This is a genomic window from Priestia sp. Y58, from assembly GCF_029522095.1.
Lineage (GTDB): Bacteria > Bacillota > Bacilli > Bacillales > Bacillaceae_H > Priestia > Priestia megaterium_E.
Window position 1 is genome coordinate 64,259 of record NZ_JAKWFL010000002.1, and the last position, 14,220, is coordinate 78,478.

The following is a 14,220-nucleotide window of genomic DNA, read 5'->3' on the forward strand; positions in this document are numbered from 1 at the left end:
TAACCTGCCTTTTTTATGATTTTTTCTATTTTTCTTCCCCCTTATCACTCTTTATGTATGAATTCTGATTTTTTATCACCCCCTTTCAAGTTATAGCTTTTAGGTTACTGCTTCTTGAGCAAAGCTCCGCAGCTTTCACGGTAAATTAGTTTAGTCGGCACCATGACTTTTAAAGGAATAGACCTGCCGCTTAGCCGATCTACTAGCATTTTAACAGCCTGCCTTCCCATTTCTTCGGTATATACTTTAACCGTGGTGAGCGGCGTGCTCGCAAATGCTGCGACATCCACATCATCAAAACTTACAATCGCTACGTCTTCAGGAACCTTTATATTTGATTGCTGCAGGGCACGCATCGCCCCTATCGCCATTGCATCACTTGCGATAAAAAATGCCTGAGGAAGATTTCCTTGCTTAATCGCTTGTGCCATCAGCTCATACCCTTCAGTCATTGAGTACTCCCCTATATAAACTTTCTCGGAATCAAACAGTCCCTTTTTGTGCATAACGCTTTCAAAAACCGTTTGACGCTGATCTTCAATAATAGAACTTCCATTTATATAGTGTTCTCTTTCTGTCCCTCCGATATAGCCAATTCTTTTATAACCGAGGTCAAATAAATGATTTAATGCATGTTTAGTAGCTTTCTCAAAATCAATCATGACCGAATCGTACAAATCCTCATCCGCTTTGTGATTGATAAAAACAATAGTATCTAAATGATTGCTCACTTCTTGAACCGTTTCTGGACTAACTCTTCCCACTACAATTACTCCATCAAGATCCTGCAGCAGCTCTTCTTGCTTCATGCCTTTTAGTCTAAATGACTTTACTGTAAAAATTTCTTTTTCTGCGCATTCACTCTCTATTCCATGGCGAATAGAAGAGAAAAAAGGGTCTACTAACTCTTCTTCAAGCGATTGAGCAAAAATAATACCTATCCTTGGAGCTTCTATGTCTTTTCCGTTTGCCGTTCCTTTTCGTATCTTCACAGGCGTATATTGCAGCTCCTTGGCTGCATGAAGAATGCGCTCACGGGTAACCTCAGATACAGAAAGCGTATGATCATTATTTAGTACTCTGGATACGGTTGAACTGGAAACATTAGCGTACGCCGCTATATCTTTTAAAGTTGCCATCTTTTTACCTCTCTATTATAATCTTCTATTTTTACTAAATATTTATCTCTTATATTGGAAGAATAGCACATTAATAAAACGCTTTCAATAAATAATTTTAAAATTTCAGTAAATTTATTAAAATATTCTCCAAAATTCTTCATTTATTTTGTTAGTTTCGCCTTTAAAATGACAAAATCACCGCTATTACTACTTTGTTTTTATCACACCTCACTAAAACTTAAGTAAACTTTTAGTAAATATTAATTTTCATAAGAATTTGTTCGTGTTTGATATAAAACGGTTTGTTGGGGAAAATAAAAGAAGAAATACTGATAAGGAAAGAGAGAGCCTATGATGAGCCAACATTCTTATTTCCAACAATGTCTGCCTGCCATTAAACAATTGCATAATATGAATTTCACGAAAGAACAGCTGTTGCAAAAAGACTTTTTAATAGGACAAGAAAATGGATTAAGCATGTACTACTCACCTCATAACGACTACATAAATCCAGACGCTCATATTGTCATTGCGGGCATCACACCGGGCTGGTTTCAAATGAAAACCGCTTTTAAACAATGCGTTTCCAGCCTGTCCCATCATCATCCGCTTGAACAAGTACTGTACGAAACAAAAAAATCCGCTAGCTTTAGCGGAACGATGAGAGTAAATTTAATAGACATGTTAGACAGGTGCGGCGTTCAAAAAGCGATCGGTATGGACAGTGCCGCTGAGTTATTTGCTTCACAGCGAGATATGCTGCATACCACGTCCGTATTAAAGTATCCTGTATTTTACAAAGGAAAAAACTATACGGGTCATCAGCCGCCAATTGAACGATCAGCGCTTCTTTCACACTATGCTTTTGAAGTGTTCACGCATGAATTGAGCGAAATAAAGAATCCATGTTTAATCATTCCGCTAGGAAAAGCAGTTGAAAATGTTTTAAGAAAACTTTCGCGTGAACCTTCGTTTTCTCGGCATACGTATTTATTTGGCTTTCCTCATCCATCCGGAGCAAACGGACATCGAAAACGGATATTTGAAGAACACCTAGATGAATTCACGGAAATTGTGGAGGATTGGGCTGTAAAAAGAAAGAGCTGAAACTAGTTTTGCCTCTTTCTTTTTGTAATTTAAGCCTCTTTATTTCGGGCGATATTTGATGCTTTATTACGCAGCCCTGCACGCATAAAGATTCGCTCTGAGATAAAAGCAGCGATAAAAAATAAAGCGACTAGTCTTCCTAACGTGAACACTAATGAGCATACAGCAATCAAGTGATAGAGCGCTGAAAACATGGGTTCACGTTTTTCACTTGTTTTTTTAATTGAAACGTTCACGGCTAATTCAATCACGGCGGAAAGCAAAATGAGCAGTGCTATTACTTTACCCATCCAATGAAAATCACCAAATCGAGTAGGAATATCAAATACTGGCAGTTTAAGATCCAAATGCAGCCACCGATCTATATAGCTGAAAATAATAGATACAGCAGCTAAGAATACGCAGAAAGTCCAAACCTTGACGACGACAAATCCCACCGCTATTTTTCTAATCATAAAAGAATATAGATACTCCAAATTATTTACCACTCCATTTCTCTATGTTTTTAAGAACATTAGGAACCTTATTTGCTATAATTATGTAAAAATACGCCTACACGGAGGCCAGCCTTTATGTTAACAAATTTAGACGAATATAATAACCCTCTTTTATACGATGATGAAAATGAGCAGTATACAGAAGACGTTGCTTTTTTACTAACAGAAGCAGCTAACAAACGCGGAATGATCCTTGACTTAGCCTGTGGTACAGGGCGCGCAACTATTCCATTAGCACAAGCGGGACATTCACTGATTGGAGTAGATATTCATCCACCTATGCTGCAAGAAGCGCAGAAGAAAGCCGAGGCTTTGAAGCTATCTGTTAAATGGGTGGAACAAGACTGTACTAAACTCGACTTAAAAGTAAAAAGCGACTTTATTTATATCGTAGGAAATTCATTTCAGCATTTTCTAACAAATGAAGAGCAGCATGCCTTTTTACACCGCGTTTATACGCATTTGAACGAAGGTGGAACCTTTATTGTTGGAATACGTTTTCCTTCTATAGAAGAGCTAACATCAACAGAAGCAGAAGAATATTGGAAAAGCTATCAAGATCCTGACACCCGATATACAACAGACGTCTACATAAGCAGCCACTATGATGCCATCAAACAAATTCAGCATAACCTCACAACTAGAAAGATAAGAGATTACGATAAAACAATCATAAAAGAAATAACAACGAAAATAGATTTACGCTACACGTTCCCGCAAGAAATGGCGCATCTTTTAACACGTAGCGGATTTATGATTACGAGCGTCTACGGAGATTGGAAAAAGAGCGCTTTGACCAACCAAAGCACTCAAATGATTTACGTTTGTAAAAAACAAAGAGTCAATTCCACTCCTTAACACGGTTTATAGCCTGTTTATTTCTAGTATTACAAAGAAGGATACACATATCACCTTAGCTTTTTCTTCTTTTGGCATCTCCTTCTTTTTCTTCTATTTCTCGTTCATTTTGCGCTTCGTGAAACTCTTCTTCTGTTTGTGCAGCAAGATAATCAAACGGCGTATAGTAATTACGGGGAAGCTTTCGATGCCACACCGTTTTAATCATAATAATCATCAACGGAATACTCACCATTAAAATAGCGGCTAAAACTAGTAGCGAAAAAATCATAAATTATTTCCTCCTGCTTTATAAACCGTTCCTCCTGGAACAACAAAACGGATACCTTACACCCATTCACTTATATTCAATCTACATTTACCGCCATCAGTATACGAGATTCATCAGTTGCAAAACCGTTTTTTTCAAAGAAACGTTCTGGTTTGCCTTGGCCTCTTTCAGTAGACACATAGACTTCTTTCACTTCTTTTTGTATAAGTAGCTCTTTAAGGAAAGATAAAAGACTCGTTCCTATGCCAGTTTGCTGAGTGCTGCTTAACACACAAATTTCATTTACATAAAACGTCTTATAGTTCGCCCACTGTTCTTCATTTCCTACTATAAATCCTGTGAGTTTATTGTTTTCACTATGAAAGTAACCTATCCCTATGTAACCTGGAGTTTTACTGATATCGTATAAACGGGCATAAGCAGTGTTTATACTCCAAGGTTCATTCCAAGGCCGGGCGCTAAAAACGTTTGTATAGATGATTGCTGCTTCTTTAAGATCTTCATCAGTCAATAGACGAACTTCGGTTTTCATCGTGTTTCTCCTTTTCACATCAGCATTCTTGAAACTCATTAATAACGTTTAACACCTCTTTTAAATTCTCTATTACATACGAATCTTTGAAACTTCCGTCAAAGAAAACGTCTTTTTTCCATACAGCATGCATGCCCGCGCCTCTTGCGCCAAGCACATCATTTTCTGGATGATCCCCGATATATACACTTTCTTCAGCCGACACATCAAGCGCTTTTAACGCTCGCAAAAAGATATCTTTATGCGGTTTTTTAATGCCTTCTTGTTCGGAAACAAGTATGGTATCAAAATAGTGATCAATTCCAAGCCCCTTAATATTCATCCACTGAAAGTCCGTAAAACCATTTGTGATCATGCCTAGTAACAACCCTTTTTTCTTTAGCTCTTTTAGTACATCCTCCATATGTAAAAACGGAACGCAGTGAGCTGGAAAATAGTGAAGGTAGTCGTCTAGCATCCCTTCCCACGTTAAACTTGGAATATCATATTCAGTCAAAAGCTGCTGGTATACTTTATCTTTCCATACGTAGCCTTTTTGATCTAACTCAATAAATCTAGATGTGTACTCTTGCTTGGGTATGAGTGCTAGTTCTTCACTATATCTCTCGTACTGATCTTGAATAAAAAGCTTTAGTGAACTGTCTCGGTCTAATAATGTCCCATCTAAATCAAAAATGACGGCTTTAATCATGATTTTCCTCCTCTATATGTAAATCAATTTAACGATTGGTTAATTATAACATTTATGGCTGTAAAACTAATAAACCATATTTAGTTCTTTCCTGTAAAAGAAAAAGGAGACCCACAGTTCGGGGCTCCTTTTCTTGGATACACTTTATTTTTTTGTACTTGAATTAATAGATGTATCTATAAAATCATTTACATATTTGCTGATTTCTCTGTACTTCGTCCAATGTAAATAGTGATGTCCTTGTAAAACAACTAGCTTTTGCGACGATACGTGACTTAATTGATTTTGATAAAACGTAATATTCGATTTTCCTTCTTTTGCTTCTTTATCTATTTTTCTAGTAAAAATCATTACAGGAATCTTTGAAGGAAACGACATATCGATGGTTTTATTTATATTGTTGTTCAGTTCTTTTGCTTCATCGATGACGTTTTTGTTGTAGCCTTTCCAGCTGGAGATTGCTTTTGTCATTTTTAAATTTTTTGTTGTATACGTTCCTTCTTCGGCTAGAGGTAGATACTGATTAGGACTAGTAAGAAGGGCTAAGCGAGCAAGTCCACTTGGCGCTAAAACACTCATCAAACTTGGTATATTCGGCGCTTCTTCTTTAAAATAATCCAGCGCTTGTGGCAACGTAGGGTCTATTCCAATAATTGCTTTTACTTCATCTGGATATTTATTAGCGTAATACATGCTGTACACGCCAGAAACCGAGTGTGGCATTAATATATACGGACCCTTTATATTCGATTTTTGCAAAGCTTCTCTCATTTCACTTACACTATTTTCTACTGTGCGCTTTTTATTCGTAATGTCACTCCATCCGTATCCAAATGGTTCTACTACCACAACTTTATTATCCTTCGACAGTTCATTTACTAAAGGTTCAAAATCCAGTGCAGGCGCAGTCGTTCCTAGGCCGGTTAGTAGTACAATTGTATTTTTTCCTTTACCTTTTGTATATACATGAATATCTCTGCCATCAACCTCTACTAATTGACCAATAGGCGGGTACTTTTTCTTTTCTACTGCCGTCATTACTTGATTCGTTACACTCCATATGATGCATATCCCCAATATAGCTACTATCACGTTTCGTAGAATCCTCAAGAACCTAAACTTTTTTTGCACGTTTACTTCTCCTTTCCGTAAGTAGCAATTAACAAGCAGATGCCAACCCTAGTGACTCTTTGTGACTGCTTACTTACTATGACGCTTCAGAAAACATTTAGTTCTATTTCCTATATAAAATTTAAAAGAATGATAGCAGCTTACTTCAGCACTAAACGAAAAAAAGGCCTCTTCTTATGGAAGAGACCTTTTACTATTTATTAAAAAGAGAACAATAAAAACTGTAACTCCTTCACTTGATGCCTAAGCGTATAACTGACGCTACGTTTTTAGCCGTTCTTTCAATATTTTCATCAGCTTTTTCTAGCGCTTCCTGAAGAGACACTGCCCCGGGCACGACGCTGAATAAAGCAGAAATACCGTGTTCATACACAGCTTCACTTCCCGCTCCAATGCTCCCTGCTATCGCTATCACCGGAACGCTATGCTTTTTTGCTGTTTTGGCTACGCCAATGGGTGTTTTTCCGTAAATGGTTTGTCCATCTATTCTTCCTTCACCGGTAATGACAAGATCGGCATTTTTAATATAGCTTTCTAGCTGAGTTGCTTTAATGACGATGTCTACACCTGGCTTTAACTCCGCAGATAAAAATGCCAGCAGGCCGCCTCCTAGTCCTCCTGCCGCTCCGGCACCAGGAATACTTTGAATATGAATACCCATTTCTTTTCCAACAATCGCTGCGTAATGAGCTAAATTACGGTCAAGCTGTTTAACCATATCAGGAGTCGCACCTTTTTGAGGACCAAACACAGCGGATGCTCCGGTTTCACCCGTTAACGGATTGTCTACGTCGCACGCCACTTCTACTTTGACTTCAGCAAGCCTGGAATCCAAGTTTGTCAGATCAATAGCAGTTAACCGATCTAAGCTGCCTCCTCCTTCTTTAATTTCTGCTCCGTTAGCATCAAGAAGCTTTGCCCCTAAAGCTTTTGCCATACCGGCTCCTCCATCATTTGTAGCACTTCCTCCGATGCCAATAATTATATGCTTCACTTTGTGATCTAACGCTTTAAGAATGAGCTCCCCGGTTCCTCGCGTTGTTGTGATAAGCGGATTTCGTTTATCGACAGAGACATGATGAAGACCTGAAGCGGCCGCCATTTCAATAACAGCCGTTTTCCTGTCTCCAAGAATTCCGTAAAAAGCTTCCACCTCTTTCCCTAAAGGTCCGGTTACTCGCGTTTGTATAATCTCTCCACCCGTTGCGTCTACAAGCGACTGAACGGTTCCTTCTCCTCCATCTGCCATAGGTACTTTACTAATCCCCGCGTTAGGAAAATGAGTTTTTATTCCTTTTTCCACGGCTTCACAAACGCGCAAAGCCGTTAAGCTTTCTTTAAATGAATCCGGTGCAATCACAATTTTCATGCGCAAACACTCCTTTTTGTTTTTACCCGTATAGCTTTAATACACCAAATATAAGCGTAGATACAATTGCCATAATGAGTCCAATAAGCGATTCGTACGGTATTAATTTTAAACGTTCTTTTATTTTCATATTTACACTTCCGCCCGTTGCGTGGAAAAAGCTTCCGTGCGGAAGGTGATCAAGTACGGTTGCTCCCGCATGAACCATAGCAGCTCCGGCTAAAGCAGAAACGCCTAGCTCTAAAATCGTCGAGCCAAAAACTTGGCTTGCGACTGCTGTTCCTGCAGTTGTCGAAGCGGTTGCGGCTGACATAAAAATACCTGAAACCGGAGCTAAAACATAAGCTGGCAATCCAATGGCAGACAAGCCTTGAATAATCACGTCTTTTAACTGAGAGTTAGCAATGATTCCTGCCAATGTCCCCGTTCCAAGTAGCATAATGGCTACACCTGACATTTTCCCTAACCCTGAAATAGCGTATGTATTAAGCTGTTTTCCTTTTTTCATCACAATGGCACCAACAATCCCTCCTGCAGGAAGTGCAACCATCGGATCAATATTAAGGTCAAAAAGCGGTCGCAGTGCCAGCAGCACGATGGTAACAATGGGTGCTATGATAGCCGTTAAAAACAGCGGCAAACTGCTTGCATCCACTGTATCTATTTCTTCAGCTTGAACCATTGTTCCTTTTTTCACTAATCGTTTGGCTACTAGATAAGTGGCCGCTACGCCAAATACAGCGGGAATAATTCCTGCAGCCATCACGGATGTAAGAGGAATATTAAATGCATCTGAAGCAGCAATAGCGTTAGGATTAGGAGACATTAAATTCCCTGCCTTTCCCCCTCCAATCATTGCTAATAAAATAGCTGGCTTTGACATACCCGTACGTTTAGCAATAGCTAAAGCAATAGGCGCCACTGTGATAACCGCTACATCAACAAACACGCCTACTGTCGTAAGAATAAGTGTGGCTAGCGCTAGAGCTAAAAGCGCTTTTGTTTCACCTAGTTTTTTTACAATGGTTTCTGCTATAACCGCTGCAGCACCTGATTCTATTAATACGCCGGCTAATATTCCAGCTGCAAGAATCCGCAGTACTGCCGGAATAATTCCTTGTGCGCCTTCAATCATTAAATTAATGGTATCAGCGATATTAACTCCGCCAATCAGTCCTCCAATTAAAGCTCCGGCTATCATTCCGTATGCTGGAGCCACTTTCTTTAAGATTAATATAATAGCAATTACTAATGCACAAATAGCGCCTAATGCGCTTACTTGAACGTCCATAAAGCATCCCCTTTCTTGTTTCTCCTGTCCCTAAAGTAAATTGTAAGCGCTATCTAATATTCTTTCATTAGTCACTTCAACAGAAAAAGACCTTGCTATCACAAGATCTTTTATGCACGTGCACAATTATGAAATTTTAGATAGCAGTAGCGCTACATACAGTTCGAGAAGGTCTTTTACTTTCCTTGGATCTTTTCCCGTAATATCTTGAATTTTATCTAGACGGTAGCTTAGCGTATTGCGATGTATAAAAAGCTTTTTAGCTGTCGTGCTTCCTTCGCCATTTTCTTTTATGTAGGTCGTTAACGTTTCGATAAGCTCTTTTTTCTTATCATATTCCTTAAGCTTTTTATAGTGATGCAACAGATCATGATTTTCTTGAAAACCGGCGCGTTGACGTAACAGCACAGGAATTTGATAATCCGAATAGCAGTAGAAAACAGCTTCTGGATGAAGCTTTGAACCAACCGCAAGCGTATCTTTCGCCTGCTGATAAGATACAGGAAGGCCTTTAAAATCAGCTTGAACAGATCCTGCCGCTAACTTACACACCATACCAGACGCCCGAAGCTGTTTTTCCAGCTGTTCCGCATAGCTACTAGCGCTGCCGGCTTCTAGAGATTTTAATAGAACCACTCCGTCTGGAAGCATAGCGTATAGGTCATTATTAGCTATGTATTTCTTTACAAGCTTCATAACTTCATGGCGATTGTTCGCTGTAACAATCAGTGCCACTCGTGGAAGATATAAGTTAATATCAAAGCGATTCGCCCGGTCAAAAAATAAAGAGTCAAACGGATCTTCTTGTTGAAGAAGTTGATGAACCACCTCTTCTTTTAATCGTTCATCCCATTGAATTTCTTCTATTAAAATCATTTCTTGAAAAATCATTTCAGCCGCCATGCGAACAAGCTCTCCGTAATTACGAATCTGTTCTGGCAGTCCTGTTAATCCCACAACCCCAACAATTTCTCCGTTAAAGAAAATAGGCAAATTCACGCCCGGTTTGGCTCCGCGCAGCGAGTCAGCCTGCTGCTGAGTAATTTCGTAGGAACTGCCGCTTTTTAATACCATTAGCGCTCCTTCGTGAATTTGGTCCATTCGCTTTTTGTCACCAGAACCAATAATGACTCCTTTTTCGTTCATCACGTTAATGTTGCAATCAATAATCTCCATTGTTCTACCGACAATTTTCTGAGCTAATTCTTTTGTTACGTATCTCAACATTTCCCCATCCTTTGCCCCTGTGAAGTAAAGCTCAATTTTTTCGTGACAGCTAATTTGCATTCCATTCAATGAAAAATTTGCGATACTTCATTATAATATACGTAGAAGCAAAACCACATCTTTGAAACCGCCACTAAAACAGTACCTACAGGAGGACGAAAGAATGACTGTGTCAAAACTAGTTTTCACCCCTCTCAGCTACACAGGATGGGGATCACTTCAGCAATTGCTTCCGGAAGTAAAAAAATATCACCCTGCTCATATTTTAATTGTCACAGACCCTGTTTTAAAAGATATTGGACTTGTAGATAAAGTGAGTTCTCCCCTTATCCAAAATGGATACGAAGTAGATGTATACGCAGATACGGCACCAGAGCCGCCCTTAGCACTTGGTGAAAAACTCGTATCTTACGCAAAAAGCCGAAAATTTGATTTAGTCATTGGTGTTGGCGGCGGCAGCGCGTTAGATTTAGCAAAACTTACGGCCGTTTTAGCTGTTCATGACGGAGCTGTAGAAGAATATTTGAACTTAACTGGGACGAAACAAATTACGGAAAAAGGGCTTCCAAAAATTTTAATTCCTACGACCTCCGGCACGGGCTCAGAAGTAACGAATATTTCTGTATTATCTCTTGAAAGCAGCAAAGACGTCGTGACCCACGACCATTTGCTTGCGGACGCCGCCATTGTAGATCCCGAGCTTACGCTGAGCGTTCCTTCTAAAGTAACGGCGGCTACAGGGATTGATGCATTAACTCATGCCGTTGAGGCTTATGTATCCGTAAATGCAAATCCAGTAACGGACGCCTTAGCCCTAAAGGCTATACGCATGATCAGCTCTTCTTTAAGAACAGCTGTAGAAGATGGCGAAGATAAAGAAGCGCGAACTCAGATGAGCTACGGAAGCTATTTAGCAGGTCTTGCTTTTTTTAACGCTGGTGTTGCTGGTGTTCATGCACTTGCATATCCGTTAGGGGGACAGTTTCATATTTCTCACGGTGAATCAAACGCCGTACTGCTTCCATATGTTATGGGCTATATCCGCAGCAGCTGCGTGGCAAAGATGGGGGGTATTTTTGAAGCACTAGGCGGAAACGCTACCTCTTTATCGAAAGAAGAAGCTTCTTATCAGTGTGTGAAACAGTTGCAAACACTTGTTAAAGACGTTGGCATTCCTCAGACGCTTCGCGGATTTGGTATTCCAGAAAGTGCCCTTCAAAAACTGACAGAAGATGGCGTCCAGCAAAAACGAATTCTTGCTCGCAGTCCTTTGCCTCTTTATGAAAAAGACATCCGAGCTATTTACCAATCGGCGTATGATGGTGCTATAGTAGAACCTGTGCACTAAAAAACTCCCCCTTATGTAAGGGGGAGCTCTATTTATGCTGCTTTGACCGTTGTACCGAAACGATTTTCTTTTGGATCGCTAGGCTGGAAGAATAAAACAATTAGCCAAATACCTCCAATCAGTGGAACCAAGGTAATGAGCTGCCACCATCCACTTTTTCCCGTATCATGTAGCCTTCTTGCTCCTACCGCTAACGAAGGGACTGCAACCAATAACGAGTAGATTACCGGCAGAAAAAGAGGCTTATCAATAACGAACTGAATGAAAGAAAGAATAAATGAAACAACAAAGTTCACTAACACAAACATCCAGTATTCAGTTCGGCTTGCTCTGCCAGAAAACGTCCCGTAATTTTTCAACACTTTTATGTACCACTTCATATGCAACACCCTCCTTTTTTAGTATAAAATTGTAAATTTATAGTTTATATATCCTTTTTATTCAAAAAACAAACCGTTAAACGAACAAATAACGACATTTTTTACAAGAAGAAAAAACTTCTTTTAAAAAAGAAGTTTTCTTCATGTATTATGCTTTTTCTATTTAATCAAATCATTTCGGTCTTCCATACTTGGCGGTTCCTCAAGCCATCCGTTTTTGGCCATGATTTTTCCCCCGTCTTGCCCATATGTTAAAATGTCTTTGGCCGTACTGACAAGAGTAAGAGGAAGATCTCCACGCAAACTAAACGCAGTGCCTAAAGCGTTGCTTCCTAGCCCGAAACTGCAGAATAAACTCACGCAATACATCATTAGTTTATCTGAAAAAGGTGCTACTTTCGACTCGGTCGCTTTCGCCCCCCACGTCGCAGGCGTCTGAATATCGCTTTCCAAAAGAATTTTACTATAATCACTTACAACTTTTTTAGCCAGCTCTTTTCCTTTTACAAAGTACTTCTTCACTTCAGGCTCACTTGCTACTTGAGCGAATCCTGTAATCATTTGCATGCCAAGAATGTTACTTTCAATAGCATAATAAATATGTGCTACCTCTACAGTATTTAATGTACGTTTACTCGAAAATAAATGGATTCCGTTCATGTAATCTGTGCCTTCAGCAAACTTCGCTGTTTTAGGTATGGAAACAGCTGGAGGCCTTGGAAGCACGTTTTTTTCCTGAAGATAATCTACACATTTGTCATAGCCACTTTGCGTGAAAGCGGTAAGCTCTTTATAGAGAGAGATCATGTCTTTTCTGTAGGACATGGTTAAATGAAGCGTATGTAGCCCCATGCTAATTTCTTTTAAAAGGCGAAGAAACATAATATCAAACATCTTATCATAAAGCTTAGGAACCCCTACATTTACGTCTTTTTCTGTATATCCTACCGGTATGGCTGCCCCTTCATTTTTTAGAATCGTTTTAATATCTTCAATATAATTCACCACTTGCATATGCGTATCTTGCATAATTTCTTTTGCCCCGTCATCTTCTGCCTGTGCAATAAAATATTCCAAAATTCTTCGGATCATTGTTTTTTGCTGATAGGTCATCCAAAGAGTAGCAATTTCACTTGAACTTAACGGTATTTCTTGACTCATACACTAAACCTCCTGCTAGGGATACATACGTAAATCTTCATTTATTCAAGAGTGGGTATCTGTAATGAAGACTTTATTCTAGACCTTAACATTCGTCCCCGCAGTCAGATACAAAACTCTGTCTCTTCCTCAATTAATTCTGCTTCATTTACTATGCACAAATTGGAAGAATTCTATGTATTTACCCTCGCTTTTAAATGGAGGAAACAAAAAAAGCCCCCTCTCATTAAAGGCGCTTTTTCAAAGAAAACGTTTTTATTCCATCGTATCAGAAATTCTTTTGTAGCTTCCGCATTTTTTTAGATATTGAATAATATCTTGATCTTTTACACGCTGAATAGCTGATCCGAACAGTTCTGCTGCTACCTGCATGCGTTCATGTTTATGTTCAATGGTCATAATATATCGAAGCGCATCCACAACCGGTGCATTGTGACGTGTACGACGAGTTATGTACTCGTGAATGGCTTCATTTAACCCTTCCGATTCCGCTTGTTGAAACTCAGGTTTTCTTACTGCTTGACTATATACCACTTTTTTGCCACTCCTTCTCCTCATTTTTAATCATTTTTTATCTTTCTTTTATTTCCATTTCCCTAACAAAAAGGAAACAAAACATGCAATGTTAACTTTTTTAGAGTTTTTTAGCAGATGCATTACGCATTTAAAAGAACGTACGTTTGATCCTTATAAGGGAACTATGATATATTTTTTGTCTACACAGACTATACACAGTAAGGAATGAGGTATTTAGATACGAATAAAGCTGAATTTATTGATGCTGTTGCTTCAAAATCAGAATTAACAAAACAAGACGCAAAAAAAGCGATTGATGGATTATTCGAAATCATTTCTACAACGCTTGCACAAGAAGAAAAAATTCAAATCGCTGGATTTGGTACATTTGAAGTACGTGAACGTGCCAAACGTACAGGCCGTGTCCCCCAAACAGGTGAACAAATCGTGATTGCTGCTACAAAGGCTCCAGCCTTTAAGCCAGGAAAAAAATTTAAAGGCTATGCTTTTACAAAAATCGAAACTGACTACACTTTATATTAAATGCACACATCTTTGTTCATATATTCACATTTGCTTTATATCTCTATTGTATGTTGTAACTAATTAACCTTGTATCGATCGTCTTGTCTAAAACCCAGGCTTTTTTAAAGCCTGGATTTTCTATTGAACCAATAGTATGCTAATCATGAGACCATAAAAAAAAGACCCCTTCATAGG

Annotated in this window: 16 protein-coding genes; 4 read left to right on the forward strand and 12 right to left on the reverse strand. The window is 39.1% G+C overall.

Features of this window, described 5'->3' with window-relative positions:
* Window positions 1-104: 104 nt before the first annotated feature.
* A complete protein-coding gene (locus tag MMB68_RS06025; RefSeq protein WP_221813223.1) occupies window positions 105-1,139 on the reverse strand; it encodes a LacI family DNA-binding transcriptional regulator in 1,035 nt (344 codons plus the stop codon).
* 333 nt (window positions 1,140-1,472) lie between these two features.
* Between MMB68_RS06025 and MMB68_RS06030 the strand changes: the two genes are divergently transcribed.
* The gene (locus MMB68_RS06030; RefSeq protein WP_221784900.1) at window positions 1,473-2,228 is read left to right on the forward strand and encodes a uracil-DNA glycosylase family protein; all 756 of its coding nucleotides are present in this window, start codon (window positions 1,473-1,475) and stop codon (window positions 2,226-2,228) included.
* 29 nt (window positions 2,229-2,257) lie between these two features.
* Here MMB68_RS06030 and MMB68_RS06035 read toward each other — a convergent pair whose 3' ends face one another.
* Complete coding sequence (locus MMB68_RS06035) at window positions 2,258-2,683, reverse strand: hypothetical protein (RefSeq protein ID WP_182421442.1); 426 nt, start codon at window positions 2,681-2,683, stop codon at window positions 2,258-2,260.
* 117 nt (window positions 2,684-2,800) lie between these two features.
* Here MMB68_RS06035 and MMB68_RS06040 point away from each other — a divergent pair, with 117 nt between their 5' ends.
* Window positions 2,801-3,583: a class I SAM-dependent methyltransferase gene (locus MMB68_RS06040; protein WP_014459686.1), complete on the forward strand. Its 783-nt coding sequence runs from the start codon at window positions 2,801-2,803 to the stop codon at window positions 3,581-3,583.
* 55 nt (window positions 3,584-3,638) lie between these two features.
* Here the strand turns inward: MMB68_RS06040 and MMB68_RS06045 are convergent, their stop codons facing one another.
* From MMB68_RS06045 to MMB68_RS06075, 7 genes are all read right to left on the reverse strand, one after another.
* The gene (locus MMB68_RS06045; RefSeq protein ID WP_014459685.1) at window positions 3,639-3,854 is read right to left on the reverse strand and encodes a DUF3951 domain-containing protein; all 216 of its coding nucleotides are present in this window, start codon (window positions 3,852-3,854) and stop codon (window positions 3,639-3,641) included.
* A gap of 76 nt (window positions 3,855-3,930) precedes the next feature.
* Complete coding sequence (locus tag MMB68_RS06050) at window positions 3,931-4,386, reverse strand: GNAT family N-acetyltransferase (RefSeq protein ID WP_140451485.1); 456 nt, start codon at window positions 4,384-4,386, stop codon at window positions 3,931-3,933.
* Between the two features lie 19 nt (window positions 4,387-4,405).
* Window positions 4,406-5,077 (reverse strand): HAD family hydrolase, encoded by a 672-nt coding sequence (locus MMB68_RS06055; protein ID WP_221784898.1) that lies wholly within the window; start codon window positions 5,075-5,077, stop codon window positions 4,406-4,408.
* 144 nt (window positions 5,078-5,221) lie between these two features.
* Window positions 5,222-6,169 carry an alpha/beta fold hydrolase gene (locus MMB68_RS06060; protein WP_481861938.1) on the reverse strand — a complete coding sequence of 316 codons (948 nt, stop codon included), beginning with the start codon at window positions 6,167-6,169 and terminating at the stop codon, window positions 5,222-5,224.
* Between the two features lie 271 nt (window positions 6,170-6,440).
* Window positions 6,441-7,577: a glycerate kinase gene (locus MMB68_RS06065; protein ID WP_277548452.1), complete on the reverse strand. Its 1,137-nt coding sequence runs from the start codon at window positions 7,575-7,577 to the stop codon at window positions 6,441-6,443.
* A 22-nt stretch (window positions 7,578-7,599) separates the two neighbouring features.
* A complete protein-coding gene (locus MMB68_RS06070; protein WP_277548454.1) occupies window positions 7,600-8,868 on the reverse strand; it encodes a GntP family permease in 1,269 nt (422 codons plus the stop codon).
* A gap of 126 nt (window positions 8,869-8,994) precedes the next feature.
* Window positions 8,995-10,095 carry a sugar diacid recognition domain-containing protein gene (locus MMB68_RS06075; protein ID WP_260506791.1) on the reverse strand — a complete coding sequence of 367 codons (1,101 nt, stop codon included), beginning with the start codon at window positions 10,093-10,095 and terminating at the stop codon, window positions 8,995-8,997.
* A 163-nt stretch (window positions 10,096-10,258) separates the two neighbouring features.
* Here MMB68_RS06075 and MMB68_RS06080 point away from each other — a divergent pair, with 163 nt between their 5' ends.
* Window positions 10,259-11,443: an iron-containing alcohol dehydrogenase gene (locus tag MMB68_RS06080; RefSeq protein ID WP_221784896.1), complete on the forward strand. Its 1,185-nt coding sequence runs from the start codon at window positions 10,259-10,261 to the stop codon at window positions 11,441-11,443.
* Between the two features lie 32 nt (window positions 11,444-11,475).
* Here the strand turns inward: MMB68_RS06080 and MMB68_RS06085 are convergent, their stop codons facing one another.
* The 3 genes from MMB68_RS06085 to MMB68_RS06095 form a co-directional block, all read right to left on the reverse strand.
* On the reverse strand, window positions 11,476-11,823 hold the full coding sequence (locus MMB68_RS06085; protein ID WP_277548456.1) for a DUF805 domain-containing protein: 348 nt from the start codon (window positions 11,821-11,823) through the stop codon (window positions 11,476-11,478).
* A gap of 159 nt (window positions 11,824-11,982) precedes the next feature.
* Window positions 11,983-12,984: a DUF3231 family protein gene (locus tag MMB68_RS06090; RefSeq protein WP_221784894.1), complete on the reverse strand. Its 1,002-nt coding sequence runs from the start codon at window positions 12,982-12,984 to the stop codon at window positions 11,983-11,985.
* 255 nt (window positions 12,985-13,239) lie between these two features.
* Window positions 13,240-13,518, reverse strand: coding sequence for a hypothetical protein (locus tag MMB68_RS06095; protein ID WP_013083544.1), 279 nt, complete (start codon window positions 13,516-13,518; stop codon window positions 13,240-13,242).
* 207 nt (window positions 13,519-13,725) lie between these two features.
* On the opposite strand from MMB68_RS06095, the gene MMB68_RS06100 reads away from it, so the two are divergent.
* Window positions 13,726-14,043, forward strand: coding sequence for an HU family DNA-binding protein (locus tag MMB68_RS06100; RefSeq protein WP_221784893.1), 318 nt, complete (start codon window positions 13,726-13,728; stop codon window positions 14,041-14,043).
* Window positions 14,044-14,220: the final 177 nt, after the last annotated feature.